Genomic DNA, 22,768 nt, shown 5'->3' with positions numbered 1-22,768 from the left:
CAGGACCTCCACGAGGTCTACGACGGCGAGGTCCGCTACGCCCGCGACGCCTTCGAGGGCCTGCGCCTGATGGACGCCCTGATCGGCATCAAGCGCGGCGTGCCCGGCGCCAAACTCCCCGAGCTGAAGCAACGCCGCGTCAAGGCGGCCACCGTCGAGATCGAGGAGCGGCCCGAAGAAGGGCACGTCCGCTCGGACGTCGCCACCGACAACCCCGTCCCCGAGCCGCCCTTCTGGGGCACGCGTGTGGTCAAGGGCATCCAGCTCAAGGAGTACGCCTCCTGGCTCGACGAGGGCGCCCTCTTCAAGGGCCAGTGGGGCCTCAAGCAGGCCCGCACCGGCGAGGGTCCCTCGTACGAGGAGCTGGTCGAGACCGAGGGACGGCCGCGGCTGCGCGGTCTGCTGGACCGCCTCCAGACGGACAACCTCCTGGAGGCGGCCGTGGTCCACGGCTACTTCCCCTGCGTCTCGAAGGACGACGACCTGATCGTCCTCGACGACGACGGAAACGAGCGCACCCGGTTCACCTTCCCGCGCCAGCGCCGCGGCCGGCGGCTGTGCCTGGCCGACTTCTTCCGTCCGGAGGAGTCCGGGGAGACCGACGTCGTCGGCTTCCAGGTCGTCACGGTCGGCTCCCGCATCGGCGAGGAGACGGCCCGCATGTTCGAGGCCAACGCCTACCGCGACTACCTCGAACTGCACGGCCTGTCCGTCCAGCTCGCCGAGGCCCTCGCCGAGTACTGGCACGCCCGCGTCCGCGCCGAACTCGGCTTCGGCGGTGAGGACCCGGCCCAGATGGAGGACATGTTCGCCCTGAAGTACCGGGGCGCTCGCTTCTCCCTCGGCTACGGCGCCTGCCCGGACCTGGAGGACCGCGCCAAGATCGCCGACCTGCTCCAGCCGGAGCGCATCGGCGTCCACCTGTCGGAGGAGTTCCAGCTCCACCCCGAGCAGTCCACCGACGCCATCGTGATCCACCACCCGGAGGCCAAGTACTTCAACGCCCGCTAGGAGCTCGGCACAGCCTCAGTACAGCTCCACGGGCCACACCAGGCGTTCCCGTCCCGCACGACGTACACTGGTCGGTCCACTGCAGGCCGGTTCCCTTCGTGGGAACCGGCCTGATCGTCCCTTCAAGGAGGTACGTGGATGACCAGTACGGTCCCCGCGCTCGGAACCCGTACGGCCGAAGGCTCCGCCCTGCAGGCCGTGCTCCTCGACATGGACGGCACCCTGGTGGACACCGAGGGCTTCTGGTGGGACGTCGAGGTCGAGGTCTTCGCCTCCCTCGGCCACACCCTCGACGACTCCTGGCGACACGTGGTCGTCGGCGGCCCCATGAGCCGCAGCGCCGGATTCCTGATCGAGGCCACCGGGGCCGACATCACACTCGCCGAACTCAGCGTGCTGCTCAACGACGGCTTCGAGGAACGCATCGGCCGCACCCTGCCGCTCATGCCGGGAGCCGCCCGGCTGCTCGGGGAGCTGTCCGCGCACGAGATCCCCACGGCCCTGGTCTCCGCCTCCCATCGGCGCATCATCGACCGCGTGCTGGCCTCGCTTGGCCCCCAGCACTTCGGCCTGACCGTGGCCGGCGACGAGGTACCCCGGACCAAGCCCCACCCGGACCCGTACCTGGCCGCCGCGGCCGGCCTCGGCGTGGACCCGGCCCGGTGCGCCGTCGTCGAGGACACCGCGACGGGCGTCGCCGCCGCGGAGGCCGCGGGCTGCCACGTCGTGGCCGTGCCCTCGGTGGCCCCCATTACCCCGGGAGTCCGGCGCACGGTGGTCGGCTCGCTGGAAGATGTCGACCTGACATTTCTACGCGGTCTGATGACACAAATGCGCTAAGCGTTCCCGGGGAAATGCCACCGCTCCGGATGGCCGAATTTCAGGCCCGTCGACCAACCCGCGCCTGTGACGTTCGCCACGCTATCAGGGGTCGACAGGAGGGCTTGGCTGTGCTGCCCGACGCTTGGCGAACGTTGTCGAGGCGCCCTTGTGTCCCGATTGGTGAAACCCTGCACTAATCCTTCCACTGTCGGGTTTTCGGTGCGTCCACACCCGGTTTCGCTCCGTGATGAGCCCCCAACTCCGGTGGCTGCGAACCCCCCTGCGGGCGCGGACTAACCTCGTCGCGAGAACATCGGCCACTACCCCCGTGATCCGCCGCGACACCCCTGCATGCCGGATACACGGACCGACAGCTCTGGAGAAACTCGAGCATGAACCGCAAGACTTTGGTGCTGCCGGCCGCCGTCGGCCTGCTCGCGCCGGTACTCGCCGCCTGTGGCGGGTCCGACAGCGGCAGCGGCGGCGGGGACGCGATCGTCGTCGGCACCACGGACCGGTTCACCGCCTCGAAGGACGCGCCCGCGCCCCTCGACCCGGCGTTCGCCTACGATGTCGGCACCTGGAACATCCTGCGTCAGACCACGCAGACCCTGATGATCCAGCCCCGAGGCGACGGCGAACCCGTCCCCGAGGCCGCCGAGAAGTGCGGATTCACCGACACCGGCAACGAGCGCTACGCCTGCACCCTGCGTGACGGCCTGAAGTTCGCCAACGGCGACGCCATCACCGCGGAGGACGTCAAGTACTCCATCGAACGCGCCCTGTCCATCGAGGCCGACAGCCAGGTGTACGGCCTGCTGTCGACCGTCGACACCGTCGAGACGCAGGGCGACCGCGAGGTCATCTTCCACCTCAACACCGCGGACGCCACCTTCCCGTACAAGCTGTCGACCCCGGTCGCCGGCATCGTCAACAAGGACGTCTACGAGAAGGACAAGCTGCGCGAGGGCTTCGAACTGGACGGCTCCGGGCCGTACACGATGAAGGCCGAGGTCGACGGCGACGTGATGACGAAGGCCGTGTTCACCAAGAACCCCAATTACAAGGGGAGCCTCGAGGTGAACAACGACAAGGTCGAGATCGTGTCCTTCGAGGACGCCGAGGCCATGGGCACCGCGATCGACAAGGGCGACATCGACGTGATGGCCCGCACGATGACGCCGGACCAGATCCGGAAGCTCTCCACCTCCACGGACAGCAAGGTCGACCTGATCGAGGTCGCCGGTCTGGAGATCCGCTACCTGGGCTTCAACACGGACGCGCCGACGGTGAAGGACAAGGCCGTCCGCCAGGCGATGGCCCAGCTCATCGACCGCAGCGCCCTCGTCTCCCAGGTCTACGGCTCCCAGGCCGAGCCGCTGTACTCGATGGTGCCCGCCACCGTCACCGGTCACTCCAACTCGTTCTTCAACAAGTACGGCGACCCCAGCGTGCCCAAGGCCAAGGCCATGCTGGAGGACGCGGGCATCGAGACGCCGGTGAAGCTGACGATGCACTACACGACGGACCACTACGGAGCCGCGACCAAGCAGGAGTTCGAGGTGCTGCAGAAGCAGCTCAACGACAGCGGTCTCTTCGACGTCGACATCGAGGGCCTGCCCTGGGACAAGTTCCGCCCGGCGGAACTGAAGGGCGAGTACGACGTCTTCGGCATGGGCTGGTTCCCCGACTTCCCGGACGCCGACAACTTCATCGCACCGTTCCTCGACAAGGACAACACCCTCAACTCGCCGTACGCGAACCCGGAGATCCGCAACACCCTGATCCCCGAGTCCCGTCGCGAGGCCGACCGGCTCTCCGCCGTGGACAGCCTCACCGAGATCCAGGACATCACCGCGACCGACGTACCGGTGATCCCGCTGTGGCAGGGCAAGCAGTACGTCGCCGCCCGGGACGACATCACGGGCACGGCCTACCTCCTCAACTCCTCCTCCACGCTCCAGGTGTGGGAGCTGGGCCGGGGTGTGAGCGGCTGACCCGCCGGACCGAAACCACGAAGGGCGCCCCTCCGGCCAGGAGGGGCGCCCTTCGTGGTTCGCGTCGGGAGCGCGTGCCCGTGATCCCGCGCCGCGAGCGCGGCGGGCTACTGTGCGCCGGGGCGCACCAGACCGCTCTCGTAGGCGTACACGGCGGCCTGCACCCGGTCGCGCAGGCCCAGCTTGGTCAGCACATGACCCACGTGCGTCTTGACGGTGGTCTCGCTGACGAAGAGGTCGGCGGCGATCTCCGCGTTGGACAGACCGCGGGCCACCAGCTTCAGCACCTCCACCTCACGCTCGGTCAGCGTGTGCAGGGTGTCCGGAACCGGCTCCTCCCCGGAGGGCAGATGCGTGGCGTACTTGTCGAGCAGCCGCCTGGTGATGCTCGGCGCGAGCATCGCCTCGCCGTTCGCCACCACACGGATCGCCTGCACCAGTTCGCCCGCCGGGGCGTCCTTCAGCAGGAACCCGCTGGCGCCCGCCTTCAACGCCTCCACCACGTACTCGTCGAGGTCGAAAGTGGTCAGCACCAGCACCTTCGCCGGCCCGTCCCGCTCGGGGCCGGTGATCTGCCGGGTCGCCTCCACACCGTCCATCCGCGGCATGCGGATGTCCATCAGCACGACGTCGGGCTGCAACGCCCGCACCTGGTCGAGTGCCTGGAGGCCGTCTCCGGCCTCGCCGACGACCGCGAGGTCCTGCTCCGCCTCCAGAATCATCCGGAAGCCCGTGCGCAGCAGCGGCTGGTCGTCGACCAGTAGGACGCGGATGGCCACGTAAGTCTCCTTCGCTAGTCCGGCCCCATTCTGCCCTGCTCGGTGCCGCCGGACTCGGCCGCCCTCACCGGCAGCGGGTAGGGCGGGGGAGTACCGCCGAACTCCGGGCAGTGCGCCTGGTGGTCGCACCAGCCGCACAGCTTCGTGGGACGCGGCCGCCAGTCGCCGGTCTCGGTCGCCAGCCGGATGGCCTCCCACAGCGCCAGCAGCTTGCGCTCGACCCGCTCCAGGTCGGCCGGGACCGGGTCGTAGGTGAGCACGTCACCACTGCCGAGGTAGACGAGCTGCAGCCGCCGCGGGACGACCTTCTTCAACCGCCAGACGACCAGCGCGTAGAACTTCATCTGGAACAGCGCGCCCTCGGCGTACTGGGGACGGGGCGCCTTGCCCGTCTTGTAGTCGACGATGCGCACCTCGCCGGTGGGGGCGACGTCGACCCGGTCGATGATGCCGCGCAGCCGCAGCCCGGAGTCCAGCTCGGCCTCGACGAACAGCTCCCGCTCCGCGGGCTCCAGCCGGCTCGGGTCCTCCAGGGTGAACCAGCGCTCGACGAGCCGCTCCGCCTCGCTCAGCCACTGCGCCAGACGCTCACCCTCCGGGTCGTCCGCGAACAGCTCACCGAGCTCCGGCCGGCTCTCCCGCAGCCGGTCCCACTGGCCCGGGACCAGCGACTTCGCCCGCGGCGCGGTGCGCTCGCCCGCCGGGGCGTCGAAGAGCCGCTCCAGCACCGCGTGCACCAGCGTGCCCCGCGTCGCCGCCTCGCTCGGCTTCTCCGGGAGCCGGTCGATGACCCGGAACCGGTACAACAGCGGGCACTGCATGAAATCGCCGGCCCGGGAAGGGGAGAGCGAGGCGGGCGCCGTGGGCACGCGCGCCGGGGCCGTGTCCGGCGCCGCCGTGTCCGTCACCGCGTCCGCGTGCTCCACCGCCGCCGTCACCGCCGGTCGGGCGGGTGCGCCGGCGTCCTCGGCGACATCCTCGATGCTCGTCTCCATGCCCACAGACCTTACGGCCCGCCACTGACAGTGACCCACCTCGCGGTCATGACCCGTGCGACGGAAGGGAACCAGTGGGGTGCCGGGGCGGAACGGGCCGCGGCGGACGCATACCATCGACACGAGTACCCTCCCGCCCGGCAGGCGCGGGAGACGCTTCGAACGAGGGGACACCGTGGACGTGAGCGGCGGGAGCGGGCAGCCGCGCCCCGGCAACGACGAGTCGGCCGAGCCCCAGGCAGGACCCACTGCCCCGGCCACCGGCTCCGCCCGGCCGGAGCCCGCGGAATCCGGCCCGCCCGGGGAACGGCCCGCGGACGGACCCCGGACGGCGGAGGAGGCCCACGGCGACCCCGCCCGAACGGCCACCGACCCGACCGGTGACCGCTCGCCGACGACGGGCGCGGACGACCCCCCTGCTACGCCGAGTGCGAACACACCCGCCCCCGGCACGCCGGACCCCGCGACGCCTGCCTCCGGGCCGCACGCCCAGGACGCCGGCCCTGAGTCGTCGGGGCCCGAGCCGTCCGGTGCCGATGCGCCGGGCCCCGAGCCGTCACCCCGTTCCGCCGGTTCGGCTCCGGAGTCCGCGGGCGCCGGGACGCCGGCTCGCGGAGCCACAACTCCCGAGACGCCTGCTCGCGAAACGCCGCTCCGAAAGGCGTCGAGCCCCGGGGCCCAGGGGGAGACCCCCGAAGGAGCCGCCCCCGCACACGGCGAGCCCGAGGGAAAGACCCCCGACGACGCCGCCCCGGAAAGGACCCCGGACCCGAACCCGGCCCCCGACCCGCGGACCTCGCAGCCCCCCGCCCACGCGCCCGCGCACCACGGTCACGGCGACCGCGACACCCACCCCGGCCATCCCCGCGCCGATTCCCACCCGGGCCGCACCCCCGCCCAGCACCCCCGCGCGAACGCCCACGGCGACGGCGGCACCGGCCCGGCCAGGCCCCCGCAGCGCAAGCCCGAACCCGGCGGCGGCCTGCTCATGGGCCGGCCCTTCGGCGTACCCGTGTACGTCGCGCCCAGCTGGTTCCTGGTCGCCGCCCTGATCACCTGGGTCTTCGGCGGACAGCTCGACCGCGTACTGCCCGAGCTCGGCGCCGCCCGCTACCTGGTCTCCCTCTTCTTCGCCGTCGCCTTCTACGCCTCCGTCCTCGTCCACGAGCTCGCCCACACCGTCGCCGCCCTCCGCTTCAAGCTCCCGGTGCGCCGCATCCAGCTCCAGTTCTTCGGCGGCGTCTCCGAGATCGAGAAGGAGGCCGAGACCCCCGGCCGGGAGTTCGTGCTGGCCTTCGTCGGCCCCCTGCTCTCCCTCGTCCTCGCCGGCGTCTTCTACGCCGCCCTCCTGCCCGTCGAACCCGACTCGGTCCCCGGCGTCCTGCTGGCCGGCCTGATGATCTCCAACCTCCTCGTGGCCGCCTTCAACCTGCTGCCCGGCCTCCCACTCGACGGCGGCCGGATGCTCCGCGCCGTCGTCTGGAAGATCACCGGCAAGCCGATGAACGGCACGATCGCCGCCGCCTGGGTCGGCCGGGCGCTCGCCATCGCCGTCCTGATCGGCCTGCCCCTGCTCACCCAGTCCCTCGGTTCCGGCGCCGCCGACGACGTCGGCATGGACACCGTCATGGACGCCCTGCTCGCCGCGATCCTCGCCGCGATCATCTGGACCGGCGCAGGAAACAGCCTCCGCATGGCCCGCCTGCGCGAGCACCTGCCCGAGCTGCGCGCCCGCGCCCTCACCCGGCGCGCCGTCCCCGTGCCGGCCGACACCCCGCTCTCCGAGGCGCTGCGCCGGGCCAACGCCTCCGGGGCCCGCGCCCTGGTCGTCGTCGACGCCGACGGCGCCCCCGTCTCACTGGTCCGCGAGGCCGCCATCGTCGGCGTACCCGAGCACCGCCGGCCCTGGGTCGCGGTGAGCACCCTCGCCCAGGACCTCACCGACGGCATGCGCGTCTCGGCTGAGCTGTCCGGCGAGGAGCTCCTGGACGCCCTGCGCGCCAACCCGGCGACCGAGTACCTGGTGGTCGAGGAGACCGGCGAGATCTACGGCGTCCTCTCCGCCGCCGACGTCGAGCGCGCCTTCGTCAAGGCGATGGCCCGCCCGTCCTGAGAACCGCTCTCCCAAAGCAGTGGTCGGCGGCCCCGCCGAGGACCGGTAGGCTGGTCACATGTCCGAACCGACCGGTGCCGCCCGCAGGCGCGGGCCCTTCAAGGTCGGGGACCAGGTTCAGCTGACCGACCCCAAGGGCCGCCACTACACGTTCACGCTCGAGGCCGGGAAGAACTTCCACACCCACAAGGGTTCCTTCCCCCACGACGAACTGATCGGTGCTCCCGAGGGCAGCGTTGTCCGCACCACCGGGAACGTCGCCTACCTCGCGCTGCGCCCCCTGCTCCCCGACTACGTCCTGTCCATGCCCCGAGGGGCAGCCGTCGTCTACCCGAAGGACGCGGGGCAGATCCTCGCCTTCGCCGACATCTTCCCCGGCGCACGCGTCGTCGAGGCCGGCGTCGGCTCCGGCTCCCTCAGCAGCTTCCTGCTGCGCGCCATCGGCGACCAGGGCATGCTGCACTCCTACGAGCGCCGCGAGGACTTCGCCGACATCGCGAAGCAGAACGTCGAACGCTACTTCGGCGGCCCGCACCCCGCCTGGCAGCTCACCGTCGGCGACCTCCAGGACAACCTGTCCGACGCCGACGTCGACCGCGTCATCCTCGACATGCTCGCCCCCTGGGAGTGCCTGGACGTCGTCAAGAAGGCGCTCGTGCCCGGCGGCATCCTGTGCTGCTACGTGGCCACCACCACCCAGCTCGCCCGGACCGTCGAGTCCATCCGCGAGATCGGCTGCTTCAACGAGCCGACCTCCTGGGAGACCATGATCCGCAACTGGCACGTCGAGGGCCTCGCCGTCCGCCCCGACCACCGCATGATCGGCCACACCGGCTTCCTGCTCACCGCCCGCCGCCTCGCCGACGGCGTCGAGCCGCCCATGCGCCGCCGCCGCCCCGCCAAGGGCGCCTACGGCGAGGACTACGACGGTCCCAACGCCGGCGGAGGCTCCGGCCGCTGACACGGCCCGCGCCCCGTACAACGCACCGACGCTGTGGTGGAGTTCCCGGACCGAACCGGGAACTCCACCACGGCGTCGCCGTATTGACCCACACGGCGCCAGAAGACAAAGCCACGAGGCCACGGGAAACACCCCCAGTACCCACCCCGCCGTTCCCCCGCACTGTGACGTGTGGCACGATGCTGGCCACCCCCCCGCCGGCACAGCCCTCACAGGAGACACTCCTCGTGCAGCACCCCGCCGTTCCGGACCTGTCCCACACGCACACCCGCCCGATCCACTGGGTCGCCACCGCCACGGCCCTCGCCGCGGTGGTCGCCCTCTCCTCGGTCCTGCAGCCCGACGCCGCGACCGCGGCACAGACGCCCGGCGCCGAACCGAAGAACGCCCCCGCGCACAACGCGCCGCCCGACCCGGCCGCTGTGGCGTTCCCCCTGGAGTGCGGTCCGGTCAAGGCCGTGGTGCAGAAGAAGGCGACCGGCGACCTCGACGGCGACGGCCGGCCCGAGACGGTGGCGGTGGTGCACTGCGACGCCCCCATGGGCACCCCGCCCGACGGCGTCTACGTCCTCACCCGCGGCACCGACGACGCCAAGCCCCGCGTCGTGGCCACCCTCGTGGACCCGGCGGACCGCCGGACGGCCACCGTCCTCGCCGTACGCGGCGGCGAAGTCCACGCCACGCTGCTCGGCTACTCGTCGGCCGACGTGCCCAGTTGCTGCCCCGACGTCACCGACGACGTGAAGTGGCAGTGGGAGAACGGCGCGTTCGTCCGCGACACGCCGTCCCAGGCACGCACCGTATGACCGATGACCCCGGTAACCCCGGGGCAGATGGTGTGACCCAACAAACGACGGTCACTCAGCGTATGTATTGAGTTACATTTTGGTCACTCTGCGTCCGGGCCGTAGACCTCGGCCCTGTCCGAAACGCGACGCACATGGATGCACTCACCCGGACACTCCTTCGCGGAGTCGACCACATCCGTGAGAAGCGGCAACGGCACGGGCGTTGCCGCCCCCGGACTCTGCAGCAGCTCGTCGCCGACGCCCTTCACATAGGCCAGACCATCGATGTCCAGCTCGAACACCTCGGGCGCGTACTGCGCACAGATGCCGTCACCGGTACACAGGTCCTGGTCGATCCAGACCTCCAGGGCCTCGCCGTCGACTCCGGCCTCCTGCTGCACGCTCATCTCTCCTGCCGTTTCCTGCGCCCGAGCCGTTCGGGAATCCGGCCAGCTCTGACGGGTGTTGAACGCTTCGACCCTACCTCCGCCTGGGTTCCATCCACGTTCCGTGGGTATTCCCCTGGCGTGAGGGAGAGCGCAAGGGTGAAGATCGGACACACCCCGACAGTCTTTGTGATCTAGGGGTTTCAATCGACACCCACCCAGGTAGGGTCTGGAAGCGTCCAGCTCCCCTTGGAGGAGGTGAGGACCGTGGCAGCCCACGACGACGACATGAACCGCGGCATCCGCCCGGGACGCGGGTCCGAGGACCCGGCCGGGCAGGTGGCCTACCTTGAGCAGGAGATCGCCGTCCTGCGACGCAAGCTCGCCGAATCTCCGCGACACACGAGAATTCTCGAAGAGCGGATCGTCGAACTGCAGACCAACCTGGCCGGCGTGTCCGCCCAGAACGAGCGACTCGCCAGCACCCTCCGCGAGGCCCGCGACCAGATCGTGGCCCTCAAGGAGGAGGTCGACCGGCTGGCCCAGCCACCGGCAGGCTTCGGCGTCTTCCTGCAAGCGAACGAGGACGACACCGCCGACATCTTCACCGGCGGCCGCAAACTCCGGGTGAACGTCAGCCCGAGCGTCGAGCTCGAAGAGCTACGACGCGGCCAGGAAGTGATGCTCAACGAAGCACTCAACGTGGTCGAGGCCATGGAGTACGAGAGCGTCGGCGACATCGTCACCCTCAAGGAGATCCTCGAGGACGGCGAGCGAGCCCTGGTGCTCGGGCACACCGACGAGGAGCGCGTGGTGCGGCTCGCCGAGCCGCTGCGGGGCGTCACCATCCGCCCCGGCGACGCCCTCCTGCTCGAACCCCGCTCCGGCTACGTCTACGAGGTCGTCCCCAAGAGCGAGGTCGAGGAACTCGTCCTCGAAGAGGTCCCCGACATCGGCTACGAGCAGATCGGCGGCCTCGGCGGACAGATCGAGATGATCCGCGACGCGGTCGAGCTCCCCTATCTCTACCCCGACCTCTTCAAGGAGCACGAGCTCCGTCCCCCCAAGGGCGTCCTGCTCTACGGGCCCCCCGGATGCGGCAAGACACTCATCGCCAAGGCGGTCGCCAACTCACTGGCCAAGAAGGTCGCCGAAGTGACCGGCCAGGCCGCCGGCAAGAGCTTCTTCCTCAACATCAAGGGCCCCGAGCTCCTCAACAAGTACGTCGGCGAGACCGAGCGACAGATCCGCCTCGTCTTCCAGCGAGCCCGTGAAAAGGCCAGCGAGGGAACCCCCGTCATCGTCTTCTTCGACGAGATGGAATCCCTCTTCCGCACCCGCGGCTCCGGCGTCAGCTCCGACGTGGAGAACACCATCGTCCCGCAGCTGCTCGCCGAGATCGACGGCGTGGAAGGCCTGCAGAACGTGGTCGTGATCGGCGCCTCCAACCGCGAGGACATGATCGACCCCGCCATCCTGCGCCCCGGCCGGCTCGACGTGAAGATCAAGATCGAGCGTCCGGACGCCGAAGCGGCCAAGGACATCTTCGGGAAGTACCTCACCGAACGCCTCCCGCTCCACGTCGAGGACCTCGCCGAACACGAGAAGGACAAGGCGGCCACCGTCCAGAGCATGATCCAGACGGCGGTGGAACAGATGTACGCCGAATCCGAGGAGAACCGCTTCCTCGAGGTCACCTACGCCAACGGCGACAAGGAAGTCCTCTACTTCAAGGACTTCAACTCCGGCGCCATGATCGAGAACATCGTGGGCCGCGCCAAGAAGATGGCGATCAAGGACTTCCTCGAAAAGAACCAGAAGGGCCTCCGCGTCTCCCACCTCCTCCAGGCCTGCGTGGACGAGTTCAAGGAGAACGAGGACCTGCCCAACACCACCAACCCGGACGACTGGGCCCGCATCTCCGGAAAGAAGGGCGAACGGATCGTGTACATCCGTACGCTCGTCACCGGAAAGCAGGGCGCCGACACCGGACGCTCCATCGACACGGTGGCGAACACCGGTCAGTACCTGTAAAAGCGGGGCGGCTGCGGGTGCCCTCAGCGGGTACCCGCAGCCGACTGTTTTCCGGAGCCCCGACTGGAGCAAGGCAATGCCGCAAATGATCTCCCCACCAGCGCAAAGGCGTTCTAGGCTCTTCCATACCGCCGAGTCGCGCAGTGCGGGGACGGGCACCGCACACGCATCGGAGCGCCAGCGGTACTTGAGCGGCGCCCACCACGGGCGCCGCCGGGCAAGGAGGGCCGCATGACCGTACGGCGAGTAATGGGCATCGAGACGGAGTACGGAATCTCCGTCCCCGGCCACCCCAACGCCAATGCCATGCTCACCTCATCCCAGATCGTCAACGCCTACGCGGCGGCGATGCACCGGGCCCGCCGGGCCCGCTGGGACTTCGAGGAGGAGAACCCGCTGCGGGACGCGCGAGGCTTCGACCTCGCCCGGGAGGCCGCCGACTCCAGCCAGCTCACCGACGAGGACATCGGCCTCGCCAACGTCATCCTCACCAACGGAGCACGGCTCTACGTCGACCACGCCCACCCCGAGTACAGCGCCCCGGAGGTCACCAACCCCCGCGACGCGGTCCTGTGGGACAAGGCCGGCGAACGCATCATGGCCGAGGCGGCCGAACGGGCCGCCCAGCTCCCCGGCGCCCAGCCCATCCACCTCTACAAGAACAACACCGACAACAAGGGCGCCTCCTACGGCACGCACGAGAACTACCTGATGAAGCGGGAGACCGCCTTCTCGGACATCGTGCGCCACCTGACGCCCTTCTTCGTCTCCCGCCAGGTATTCACCGGCGCCGGCCGCGTCGGCATCGGCCAGGACGGCCACGAACACGGCTTCCAGATCAGCCAGCGCGCCGACTACTTCGAGGTCGAGGTGGGCCTGGAGACGACGCTCAAGCGGCCCATCATCAACACCCGGGACGAACCGCACGCGGACGCCGAGAAGTACCGGCGCCTCCACGTGATCATCGGCGACGCCAACCTGTCGGAGATCTCCACCTACCTGAAACTGGGCACGACGGCCCTGGTCCTCTCCATGATCGAAGACGGGTTCATCGCCGTCGACCTGGCCGTGGACCAGCCCGTACGCACTCTCCACCAGGTCTCCCACGACCCGTCCCTGAAACGCCTGGTCACCCTCCGCAGCGGCCGCACACTCACCGCCGTCCAGCTCCAGATGGAGTACTACGAGCTGGCCCGCAAATACGTGGAGGAACGCTACGGCGCCGACGTCGACGACCAGACCAAGGACGTCCTCGGCCGCTGGGAGGACACCCTCAACCGGCTCGAGAACGACCCGATGAGCCTCGCCGGCGAACTCGACTGGGTCGCCAAGCGGGAACTCATGGAGGGCTACCGACGCCGAGACGAGCTCGACTGGGACGCCGCCCGGCTGCACCTCGTCGACCTCCAGTACGCCGACGTACGGCCCGACAAGGGCCTCTACAACCGCCTGGTCGACCGCGGCCGCATCAAGCGGCTCCTGGACGAGAACGAGGTCGAGCGCGCCCGCACGAAGCCGCCCGAGGACACCCGCGCCTACTTCCGCGGACGCTGCCTGGAGCAGTACGCGGACGACGTCGCTGCCGCCTCCTGGGATTCGGTGATCTTCGATCTGCCGGGCCGGGACTCCCTCCAGCGGGTCCCAACCCTGGAACCGCTTCGCGGAACGCGTAATCACGTCAAGGAGCTCCTGGACCGCTGCCGCACCGCGGAAGACCTGGTCAGGGTCCTCACCGGCGGGTGAGCGCACGGAACGGGTACACGAACGAGACCGCCGGACGGGGTGGAAACCCACCCCGTCCGGGAACCATCGAGATGGCCCCCGTTCGTTGGAGAAACGCGGGGCCGATGTCGGACCCGGCTTGTAGGGTCTGATCTTGACCGAGCAACTGTGTCGGGCGAACCGAGCGGGGTGAGGGTTATGGCGACCAAGGACACCGGCGGCGGACAGCAGAAGGCCACCCGGTCCAACGAGGAGGTCGAGGAGCAGGCGCAGGACGCGCAGGCCTCCGAGGACCTCAAGGAACGCCAGGAGAAGCTGAACGACGACGTGGACTCCGTTCTGGACGAAATCGACGATGTCTTGGAAGAGAATGCCGAGGACTTCGTGCGGTCATTTGTCCAAAAAGGTGGGGAATAGGCCTGAATGTCCAATTTGGATGCCGAGAAGAAGTGCTCGGCATGCAAGCGGACTCTGCCTACCAGCGCATTCGCGGCCAACAGGTCCAAGCTCGACAGATTTCAGGACCGTTGCCGCGAATGCGGGGCCGAGGCATACCGCCGTCGTCGGGAGGCCCAGGGCAAGAAGGTTCGTCGAGCGGACGTGCCCGAGGGGTGCAAGCACTGCCTGGGCTGTGACGAGGTCAAGCCGTGGAGCGAGTGGCATCGCAACGCGACGGCCTCGGACGGGGTGTCGACGCGTTGCAAGGCGTGCCGGGCCGTTGCGGGGCGGGCACGTCACCTGCAGCGCCGTTACGGTCTCACCGAGGCCGAGCGTGACGCGATGGTCGGCTCTCAGAAGGGCCTCTGCGTGATCTGTCTCAAGGCGCCCGCCGTTCATGTGGATCACTGCCACAAGACGGGTAGGGTCCGTGGCGTACTGTGCTTCAACTGCAATTCCGGCCTCGGCCTGTTGAGGGATGACCCCGACGTGATGAACCGAGCTGCCGACTACCTGGAAGGAAACGCGTGGAAGCCAACACTCGTAGCACCGGGCGTCTACCAGCTGCCTTCCTGACGCCTGGGTCCTCCTCCTTCATGGACTTCCTCGGCGAGCACCAGCCGGAGATGCTCCCGGGCAACCGGCAGCTGCCCCCGGTGCAGGGTGTCGTCGAGGCGCCGCACGGGACGACGATCGTGGCGGTGACGTTCCCCGGTGGTGTGGTCCTCGCCGGTGACCGGCGGGCCACGATGGGCAACATGATCGCCCAGCGCGACATCGAGAAGGTCTTCCCGGCCGACGAGTACTCGGCGGTGGGCATCGCCGGTACGGCGGGTCTGGCCGTGGAGATGGTGAAGCTGTTCCAGCTGGAGCTGGAGCACTTCGAGAAGGTCGAGGGCGCGCAGCTGTCCCTGGAGGGCAAGGCTAACCGCCTGTCCACGATGATCCGGTCGAACCTGGGCATGGCGATGCAGGGGCTGGCCGTGGTGCCGCTGTTCGCCGGTTACGACGTGGACCGGGGCCGGGGGCGGATCTTCTCGTACGACGTGACGGGCGGTCGGTCGGAGGAGCAGAGCTACGCGACCACCGGTTCGGGGTCGATCTTCGCCCGTGGGGCGATGAAGAAGCTCTACCGGGAGGACCTGACCGAGGAGCAGGCCACGACGCTCGTGGTGCAGGCGCTCTACGACGCGGCGGACGACGACTCGGCGACCGGTGGTCCCGACGTCGCGCGCCGGATCTACCCGATCATCACTGTGATCACCGAGGACGGCTTCCGCCGGCTGAGTGAGGACGAGGCTTCGGGGCTCGCCCGCTCGGTGCTGGAGCGGCGGCTGGAGCAGCCCGACGGTCCGCGGGCCGCGTTGCTGTAGCGGGCGCGGTCGGTCGTGTTGTCAGGTGGTTCAGTGACTTCTCCAGAAAGGGACGGATAACCGGTGTCGACGCCGTTCTATGTCTCACCCCAGCAGGCGATGGCGGACCGGGCGGAGTACGCCCGCAAGGGCATCGCGCGTGGCCGCAGCCTGGTCGTGCTGCAGTACGCCGACGGCATCGTGTTCGTCGGTGAGAACCCGTCCCGTGCGCTGCACAAGTTCAGCGAAATCTATGACCGGATCGGCTTCGCGGCCGCCGGCAAGTACAACGAGTACGAGAATCTGCGGATCGGTGGTGTGCGCTACGCCGACCTGCGTGGTTACACCTATGACCGGGACGACGTGACGGCTCGCGGTCTGGCCAACGTCTACGCGCAGACGCTGGGCACGATCTTCTCCAGCCAGGCCGAGAAGCCGTACGAGGTGGAGCTGGTCGTCGCCGAGGTCGGTGAGAGTGCCGACGGGGACCAGATCTACCGGTTGCCGCACGACGGTTCGATCGTGGACGAGCACGGCTCGGTCGCGGTCGGGGGCAACGCCGAGCAGATCAGCGGTTACCTGGACCAGCGGCACCGTGACGACATGACGCTGGCCGAGGCGTTGAAGCTGGCGGTGCAGGCGCTGTCGCGGGACACGAACGGCAGTGAGCGGGAGATTCCGGCGGAGCGGCTGGAGGTCGCGGTGCTGGACCGTACGCGGCCGCAGAAGCGGAAGTTCAAGCGGATCGTGGGGGCTCAGCTGTCGCGGCTGCTGGACTCGGGTGCAGGTGTCGGGGCTGAGGCCGAGGACCTGGCCCTCCCGGACGAGGACGAGGGGTAGCGGGCAGCCGCTGCGCGAGAGCCTCCGAGCGGCGCCGGGCCATGTGCTCTGGCGCCGCTCAGTCTTTCTGTGGCGGTGCTGTGGAGCCCCGTACGACGAGGTGCACCGGGATGTCGCCCTCCTCAGGGGTCTGTCCCTCCATGACCGCCAGCAGAGCCCGCATCCCGCGCTCGCCGAAGAGTTCCGCGTCGAGGCGTACGGTCGTCAGCTCGGGGTCGATGGCGGTGGCGAGGCCGAGGTCGTCGAGGCCGGTGACCGACAGGTCGTCCGGGACGCGCAGCCCTGCCCGCCTCGCCGCCTTGTATGCGCCGGCGGCCAGTTTGTCGTCGTCGCAGACGAGTGCGGTGGGCCGGGGTCCGGGAGCGGCGAGGGCGGCCTCGGTGGCGGTCAGGGCGCCCTCGATGGAGATGGGGGCGCGGGCGGTGCGCAGGTCGGTGCCGGGGGTGTCCGCCAGCCGTGTGGCCAGTTCGCGGGCGCGGATCTCGAAGGTCCACGACGGTACGTCGGCCGCGAGGTGCAGGAAGCGGCGGTGGCCGAGGTTCAGGAGGTGTTCGGCGACCTGGCGGATGCCGTCGGTGATGTCGAGGTTGACGGTGGCGGCGCCCAGGCTGCCTTCGGGGTCGCTGTCGAGCATGACGAGGGGGAGCTGGTCGCCCCGGATGGCGGTGAGTGCGTCGGCGGCCATGGAGGAGGCGATGACGCCGTCGAGGGCGGCCTGGGCGGAGGCGAAGGGGTCTCTGGCCGGGCCGACGCCTTCGGGGGAGGGGTAGAGGACGACTCCGAAGCCGTGTTCGGCGGCGACTCGTGCGGCGCCGGTGTAGACCTCCGCGAAGAACTCGGTGGTCAGGGCGGGGACGACCAGGAGGACCGTGCGGGTGCGGCCGAGGCGGAGGTTGCGGGCGGCGAGGTTGGGGCGGTATCCGAGCCGGCGTGCGGCGTCGCGGACGCGCTGTGCGGTGGGTTCCGAGACCCGGCCGCGCCATTTGTCGCCGAGGACCAGGGAGACGGCGGCCTGGGAGACGCCCGCGGCCTGGGCGACGTCCCGGCTGGTGGGGCGGGTGCTGCCTCGTGCCACCGTTCGGCCTGCGCTTTCGTCTGGTCGTCTGGACTCGTGAACAGCCGCCATGGTACGTATGACGGGACACGTTATACGTAAAACCTCGCGGGGCTCGTTCGGAAGGGGCTGGTCGTGGTCGCCGGGTACCTGGACATTCTTCGGGCGCGGCACGCCGTCCGGCTGCTCGTCGGCACGCTCGTGGGGCGGCTGCCCAACGCGACGGCGGCGATCGCGATCGTGCTGTTCGTGCGCGCGGAGGGCGGTTCGTACAGCCTCGCGGGTGCGCTCGCCGCGGTGTACGGCGTCGCCAACGCGGTGGGCCAGCCCGTGCTGGGGCGGCTGGTGGACCTGCACGGGCAGCCGCGGGTGCAGTTGCCGGCCGCGGTGGTGTCGGCGCTGGCCATGGGCGTCTTCGCCTTCGCCGGGACCGGCCAGGTCGCCGTCGCGTACCTCGCCGTGGGTGCCGCCGGGCTGTTCACGCCGCCGCTGGAGGGCGGTCTGCGGGCGTTGTGGCCCAGTGTTCTGGGCAAGGAGGACCAGGTGCACACGGCGTACGCGATGGACGCGGTGGCCCAGGAGGTCATGTTCACCGTGGGGCCGCTGCTGGTGACGGTGTGCGTGTCGCTGTGGTCGCCGCAGGTGGCGCTGCTCGTGCTGAACGTGGTGGGTGTCCTCGGGGCGCTGTCCGTGGTGGCGTCGCCGCCTTCGCGTGCGTGGCGGTCGGCGCCGCGCGAGGCACACTGGCTGGGCGCGCTGCGTTCGTCGGGGCTGCTGGCGCTGCTGGGCGCTTTCCTGTTCATCGGGATGGCGCTCGGGTCGATCACCGTGGCGTCCGTGCCGTACGCGGACGAGCACGGCGGTGACGCCGTCTACGGCTGGCTGATGGCCGCGCTCGGGCTCGGTGCGCTGGTGGGCGGGGCCGTGTACGGGGCGCGGCGGTGGACCGGTGACCCGGCGCGGCGGCTGCGGCTGCTGGTGGCCCTGCTGGCGGTGTGTTACCTGCCGTTGACGCTGATGCCGGGTGTGGTGGCCATGGTGCTGCTCGCGGTGGTCGCGGGTGTGTTCCTGGCGCCGTGCATCGCCTGTGCGTTCGTCCTCGTCGACGTGCACGCGCCGCGGGGGACGGTGACGGAGGCGTTCTCGTGGCTGGTGACGACCTTCACGGTGGGTGCGTCGGTGGGGACGGGCCTCGCGGGGCCGGTCGTGGAACACGGTGGGGCACTGTGGGGGTTCGCCGTGCCCGCGGCGGCCGGCGGTGTGTCGCTGCTCGTCCTCCTGTGCACCGGACGGGTCCTCGCAGCTCCCGTGCGGGCGGCGGTGGTTGCGGCTTCATCGGAAAATGATCCAAACCGTGCCGTCGAACCCCGTTTCAGTTCGGGTCATCAGGCGTAATGTTCAGTCATGGACCGCCGCATTTTCGGGCTGGAGAACGAGTACGGCGTCACGTGCACGTTCAGGGGACAGCGCCGCCTGTCGCCTGACGAGGTGGCGCGGTACCTCTTCCGCCGTGTCGTGTCATGGGGCCGCAGCAGCAATGTCTTTCTGCGCAACGGGGCCCGCCTCTATCTCGACGTGGGATCGCATCCGGAATACGCCACACCCGAATGTGACAACGTGATCGAACTCGTCACCCACGACAAGGCGGGCGAGCGCATTCTCGAAGGACTCCTGGTGGACGCCGAACGACGCCTGCACGAGGAGGGAATCGCGGGCGACGTCTACCTCTTCAAGAACAACACCGACTCCGCCGGCAACTCCTACGGCTGTCACGAGAATTACCTCGTGGCCCGGCACGGGGAGTTCTCGCGGCTCGCGGACATCCTCATCCCGTTCCTGGTGACGAGGCAGTTGCTCTGCGGTGCCGGCAAGGTGCTGCAGACGCCGCGCGGTGCGGTGTACTGCGTGAGCCAGCGGGCCGAGCACATCTGGGAGGGTGTCTCCTCGGCGACCACCCGCTCCCGGCCCATCATCAACACGCGCGACGAGCCGCACGCCGACGCCGAGCGTTACCGGCGCCTGCACGTCATCGTGGGCGACTCGAACATGTCCGAGACGACGATGCTGCTCAAGGTCGGTGCCACCGACCTGGTGCTGCGGATGATCGAGGCGGGCACGGTGATGCGCGACCTGACCCTGGAGAACCCGATCCGGGCGATCCGCGAGGTCAGTCACGACATCACCGGCCGCCGCAAGGTGCGCCTGGCCAGTGGCCGGGAGGCGTCCGCCCTGGAGGTGCAGCGGGAGTACTACGAGAAGGCGGTGGACTTCTGCGAGCGCCGCGGCATCCGCACGGGCACGGTCGAGCGGGTGTTGGAGCTGTGGGGTCGCACGCTGGAGGCGATCGAGACCGAGGACCTCGACCGTATCGACACCGAGATCGACTGGGTCATGAAGTACAAGCTCCTGGAGCGGTACCGGGCCAAGCACAACATGACCATGTCGCATCCGCGGGTCGCGCAGATAGATCTCGCCTACCACGACATCCACCGCCGTCGTGGTCTGTACTACCTGCTGGAGAAGAAGGGGCAGGCCGCCCGGGTCGCCAACGACCTGAAGATCTTCGAGGGCAAGTCGGTGCCGCCGCAGACCACTCGGGCGCGGCTGCGTGGTGACTTCATCCGGCGTGCTCAGGAGCAGCGCCGGGACTTCACCGTCGACTGGGTCCATCTCAAGCTCAACGACCAGGCGCAACGCACGGTGTTGTGCAAGGACCCGTTCCGTTCGGTGGACGACCGGGTGGAGAAGCTGATCGCCGGGATGTGAGCCCGGCGGAAGGGTGAGACGGATGTTTCTCCCGTGAAAGGGCGGAACGTCACACGGGCACCGTACGTTAGCCGTACGGTGCCCTTCTCACGCCGTAGAGTTGCGCGCACGCCATTCATGACATGAACACCGACCGACACCGATACGAGGCCCCCACCGTGCGCCGACGCTCACTCCTCATCGCCGTCCCCGCCGGACTGGTCACGCTCGCCGCTTGCGGTGACGAAGACTCCGGCTCGAGCAGCGCGGGCGACAGCGCGACGCCTCAGGCGTCGGGCACGTCGGCGCCGCCGCCCCCGAAGATCGTCGACGGCCCGCTGCCGGCGATCACCGCGGGGACCAAGTTCGACGAGAAGCCGACCGTCGCCAAGGGCAGCGGGGACCCCTCCAAAGACCTCGCGGTGAAGACGGTCATCGCCGGCGGCGGCAAGGCCGTCGCGGAGAACGACTTTGTGTCGGCGAACTACCTGGGCCAGGTCTGGACGAGCGCCAAGGTCTTCGACAACTCCTACGACCGCAAGACGCCCCTGATCATCCAGCTCGCCCAGGGCAGCATCATCGACGGCTGGCGGTACGCGCTGGCGGGCAAGAAGACCGGCAGCCGCGTCCAGTTCTCCGTGCCGCCGGCCTACGGGTACGGCGAGCAGGGCAACGAGCAGGCGGGCATCAAGGGCGACGACACGCTGGTCTTCGTCGTGGACGTGCAGGACACGTTCAACGCCAAGAGCTCCGCCAAGGGCAAGGAGGTCCCGCAGGACGACGCCGCGCTGCCCAAGGTCGGCACCAACACCGACGGCAAGGCGCCCTCCATCGAGGTGCCGAAGGCCGACGCGCCGAAGAAGCTCGTCGCCGAGTACGTCCTGGAGGGCGACGGCGCGGAGGTCGGCGCCCAGGACAGCGTGCTCGTGCAGTACAAGGGCGTGGTGTGGGACGGCGGCAAGGAGTTCGACTCGACGTACGGCAGGAAGCAGCTGACGTCGTTCTCGCTGCAGCAGGTCGTCAAGGGCTGGGCGCAGGGCCTGACCGGCAAGAAGGTCGGCAGCCGCGTCCTCATCGTCATCCCGCCGGACCTGGGCTACGGCGACAACCCGCCGCAGGGCAGCGGCATCGAGAAGGACTCCACGCTGGTGTTCTCCGTGGACATCCTCGCGAAGATGTGACGCCCCGGGATGTAAGACTTGGGGACGTTGCCTTTCCGCAGACAAGCAGGAGCTGAACACGTGAGCATCGACAAGCCCGAGGTCGACTTCCCGGGCGGCGAGCCCCCGGCGGACCTCGAGATCAAGGACATCTGGGAGGGCGACGGCCCGGTTGCCGAGGCCGGTCAGACCGTGACCGTCCACTACGTGGGCGTGACCTTCAGCACGGGCGAGGAGTTCGACGCCAGCTGGAACCGCGGTACGCCGTTCCGCTTCCCGCTCGGTGGCGGCCGCGTCATCGCGGGCTGGGACCGGGGCGTGCAGGGCATGAAGGTCGGCGGCCGTCGCCAGCTGACCGTCCCGGCCCACCTCGCCTACGGGGACCAGAGCCCGACCCCGGCGATCCCGCCCGGCTCGACGCTGATCTTCGTGGTCGATCTGCTCGGAGTCTGATCGAACTCGGAGTCTGATCGAACTCCGAGCGGAGCGCGATCAGAGCCGGTCACCTGGGGTCCATGCCTGTCCGGGCATGGGCCCTCGGCTTTTGCGGGGCCGCCGCGGGGCGGTACGGTCATCCGTCGTAAGCACCATAGGGAGAAGGGCGTCGATGGCCATTGCCAAGGCCGAGCGGCTGATGAACCTGGCGCTGTGTCTGCTGGGGACGCGGCGGCCACTCAGCAAGCGTGAGCTGCGCCAGTCCATCGAGGCCTATCTGGAGGCGGGCTCCGACGACTCCTTCAACCGCATGTTCGAGCGGGACAAGGACGACCTCAGGGAACTCGGCCTGGTCATCGAGACCGTCGAGAGCCTCGACGGCGAGGTCGGCTACCTGGCCCGCCGCGACAGCAACCGTCTGCCGCCGATCACCCTGGACGCCGAGGAGGCCGCCGCGCTGGGGCTCGCCGCCAAGGTGTGGCAGCAGGCCCGCCTCGCCGGTGCCGCCAGCGGCGCCCTGCAGAAGCTGCGCGCGGCCGGTCTGCCCGAGGACGTCGACCCGTACGAGGCGCACAGCGCGCTGGAGCCCCGTATCCCGGTGCACGAGGCGGCCTTCGAGCCGCTGATGCTGGCCTGCCGCGACCGCCGTCCGGTCGTCTTCGACTACCGCAAGGCCAACGCGGCGCAGCCCGAGTCCCGGCATGTGGAGCCGTGGGCGCTGGAATGCTGGCGCGGCCACTGGTACCTGGCCGGTTTCGACCGGGACCGCGGTGCGGAGCGGGTCTTCAGGCTGTCCCGGATCACGGGGAAGGTGCGCTCGCGCGGGGCGCGGTTCACCGCCCCCGTGCCCGACGTCGTCACCGTCCGCGAGACGGTCGCGAGCTGGGCGGGGGAGACGGCCGACCGTTCCGCGCTGATCCGGCTGCGCACGGGCGCCGGTTACCCCCTTCGGGCGAAGGCGACCGTGGTGCGGGAACTCGGTGACGGCTGGGAGGAGTTGCAGATTCCGTACGGGCACGGCCTGGACGCCTGGCTGGTGGAGTTCGGGCCGGACGTGGTGGTGCTGGAGCCGGCGGAGCTGCGCGCGGACGTGGTGGACCGGCTGCGTGCCGTGGCCAAGGGCTGAGGGGGAGCGG

21 protein-coding genes are annotated in these 22,768 nt (G+C 69.6%); 17 read left to right on the top strand and 4 right to left on the bottom strand.

Annotation, left to right across the window (positions count from 1 at the left end; all coding sequences use genetic code 11):
• The 3 genes from KUM03_RS36155 to KUM03_RS36145 form a co-directional block, all read left to right on the top strand.
• Positions 1–1,011, top strand: a 1,011-nt coding sequence (locus KUM03_RS36155; RefSeq protein ID WP_302185926.1) for a vitamin B12 dependent-methionine synthase activation domain-containing protein, incomplete at its 5' end; no start/stop codon positions are given.
• Positions 1,012–1,149: 138 nt separating this feature from the next.
• Positions 1,150–1,851 (top strand): HAD family phosphatase, encoded by a 702-nt coding sequence (locus KUM03_RS36150; RefSeq protein WP_217254772.1) that lies wholly within the window; start codon positions 1,150–1,152, stop codon positions 1,849–1,851.
• A 374-nt stretch (positions 1,852–2,225) separates the two neighbouring features.
• Positions 2,226–3,830, top strand: a complete 1,605-nt coding sequence (locus KUM03_RS36145; RefSeq protein WP_217254771.1) for an ABC transporter substrate-binding protein — start codon at positions 2,226–2,228, stop codon at positions 3,828–3,830.
• A gap of 107 nt (positions 3,831–3,937) precedes the next feature.
• On the opposite strand, the gene KUM03_RS36140 is transcribed toward KUM03_RS36145, so the two are convergent.
• A complete protein-coding gene (locus tag KUM03_RS36140; protein WP_019325237.1) occupies positions 3,938–4,609 on the bottom strand; it encodes a response regulator transcription factor in 672 nt (223 codons plus the stop codon).
• Positions 4,610–4,623: 14 nt separating this feature from the next.
• Entirely contained in the window at positions 4,624–5,604 is a 981-nt protein-coding gene (locus tag KUM03_RS36135; protein WP_217254770.1) for a RecB family exonuclease, read from the bottom strand.
• Positions 5,605–5,779: 175 nt separating this feature from the next.
• Here KUM03_RS36135 and KUM03_RS39130 point away from each other — a divergent pair, with 175 nt between their 5' ends.
• The 3 genes from KUM03_RS39130 to KUM03_RS36120 all read left to right on the top strand — a co-directional run bounded on the left by KUM03_RS39130 (position 5,780) and on the right by KUM03_RS36120 (position 9,484).
• Entirely contained in the window at positions 5,780–7,717 is a 1,938-nt protein-coding gene (locus KUM03_RS39130) for a site-2 protease family protein (protein ID WP_217254769.1), read from the top strand.
• A gap of 58 nt (positions 7,718–7,775) precedes the next feature.
• Positions 7,776–8,678 (top strand): tRNA (adenine-N1)-methyltransferase, encoded by a 903-nt coding sequence (locus tag KUM03_RS36125; protein ID WP_217254768.1) that lies wholly within the window; start codon positions 7,776–7,778, stop codon positions 8,676–8,678.
• A 227-nt stretch (positions 8,679–8,905) separates the two neighbouring features.
• Positions 8,906–9,484 carry a hypothetical protein gene (locus KUM03_RS36120; RefSeq protein WP_217254767.1) on the top strand — a complete coding sequence of 193 codons (579 nt, stop codon included), beginning with the start codon at positions 8,906–8,908 and terminating at the stop codon, positions 9,482–9,484.
• Positions 9,485–9,567: 83 nt separating this feature from the next.
• On the opposite strand, the gene KUM03_RS36115 is transcribed toward KUM03_RS36120, so the two are convergent.
• Complete coding sequence (locus tag KUM03_RS36115) at positions 9,568–9,873, bottom strand: ferredoxin (RefSeq protein WP_073730947.1); 306 nt, start codon at positions 9,871–9,873, stop codon at positions 9,568–9,570.
• 246 nt (positions 9,874–10,119) lie between these two features.
• Between KUM03_RS36115 and arc the strand changes: the two genes are divergently transcribed.
• From arc to prcA, 6 genes are all read left to right on the top strand, one after another.
• The gene (arc, locus tag KUM03_RS36110; protein ID WP_217254766.1) at positions 10,120–11,886 is read left to right on the top strand and encodes a proteasome ATPase; all 1,767 of its coding nucleotides are present in this window, start codon (positions 10,120–10,122) and stop codon (positions 11,884–11,886) included.
• A gap of 231 nt (positions 11,887–12,117) precedes the next feature.
• On the top strand, positions 12,118–13,629 hold the full coding sequence (gene dop, locus KUM03_RS36105; protein WP_374225424.1) for a depupylase/deamidase Dop: 1,512 nt from the start codon (positions 12,118–12,120) through the stop codon (positions 13,627–13,629).
• A 177-nt stretch (positions 13,630–13,806) separates the two neighbouring features.
• Positions 13,807–14,025, top strand: a complete 219-nt coding sequence (locus tag KUM03_RS36100; protein ID WP_073730944.1) for a ubiquitin-like protein Pup — start codon at positions 13,807–13,809, stop codon at positions 14,023–14,025.
• A 6-nt stretch (positions 14,026–14,031) separates the two neighbouring features.
• A complete protein-coding gene (locus tag KUM03_RS36095) occupies positions 14,032–14,622 on the top strand; it encodes an endonuclease VII domain-containing protein (protein ID WP_217254765.1) in 591 nt (196 codons plus the stop codon).
• Entirely contained in the window at positions 14,574–15,419 is an 846-nt protein-coding gene (gene prcB / locus KUM03_RS36090; protein WP_217254764.1) for a proteasome subunit beta, read from the top strand. The genes KUM03_RS36095 and prcB overlap by 49 nt, the downstream gene beginning before the upstream one ends.
• Positions 15,420–15,482: 63 nt before the next feature.
• Positions 15,483–16,238 carry a proteasome subunit alpha gene (prcA, locus tag KUM03_RS36085; protein WP_217254763.1) on the top strand — a complete coding sequence of 252 codons (756 nt, stop codon included), beginning with the start codon at positions 15,483–15,485 and terminating at the stop codon, positions 16,236–16,238.
• A gap of 58 nt (positions 16,239–16,296) precedes the next feature.
• Here the strand turns inward: prcA and KUM03_RS36080 are convergent, their stop codons facing one another.
• The gene (locus KUM03_RS36080) at positions 16,297–17,313 is read right to left on the bottom strand and encodes a LacI family DNA-binding transcriptional regulator (RefSeq protein ID WP_217254762.1); all 1,017 of its coding nucleotides are present in this window, start codon (positions 17,311–17,313) and stop codon (positions 16,297–16,299) included.
• 114 nt (positions 17,314–17,427) lie between these two features.
• On the opposite strand from KUM03_RS36080, the gene KUM03_RS36075 reads away from it, so the two are divergent.
• From KUM03_RS36075 to KUM03_RS36055, 5 genes are all read left to right on the top strand, one after another.
• Positions 17,428–18,687 (top strand): MFS transporter, encoded by a 1,260-nt coding sequence (locus KUM03_RS36075; RefSeq protein ID WP_217254761.1) that lies wholly within the window; start codon positions 17,428–17,430, stop codon positions 18,685–18,687.
• Between the two features lie 9 nt (positions 18,688–18,696).
• Positions 18,697–20,058 (top strand): Pup--protein ligase, encoded by a 1,362-nt coding sequence (pafA, locus tag KUM03_RS36070; RefSeq protein WP_217254760.1) that lies wholly within the window; start codon positions 18,697–18,699, stop codon positions 20,056–20,058.
• A gap of 158 nt (positions 20,059–20,216) precedes the next feature.
• Entirely contained in the window at positions 20,217–21,218 is a 1,002-nt protein-coding gene (locus KUM03_RS36065; protein ID WP_217254790.1) for an FKBP-type peptidyl-prolyl cis-trans isomerase, read from the top strand.
• Positions 21,219–21,278: 60 nt separating this feature from the next.
• Positions 21,279–21,650 (top strand): FKBP-type peptidyl-prolyl cis-trans isomerase, encoded by a 372-nt coding sequence (locus KUM03_RS36060; protein WP_217254759.1) that lies wholly within the window; start codon positions 21,279–21,281, stop codon positions 21,648–21,650.
• A gap of 154 nt (positions 21,651–21,804) precedes the next feature.
• A complete protein-coding gene (locus KUM03_RS36055; protein WP_217254758.1) occupies positions 21,805–22,758 on the top strand; it encodes a YafY family protein in 954 nt (317 codons plus the stop codon).
• The last annotated feature ends 10 nt before the right edge of the window (positions 22,759–22,768 follow it).

The sequence above is a fragment of the Streptomyces sp. AC602_WCS936 genome, from assembly GCF_019049125.1.
GTDB lineage: Bacteria > Actinomycetota > Actinomycetes > Streptomycetales > Streptomycetaceae > Streptomyces.
Note: the sequence above shows the minus strand (reverse complement) of the source record. Positions and strands in the feature narration are given on the sequence as shown.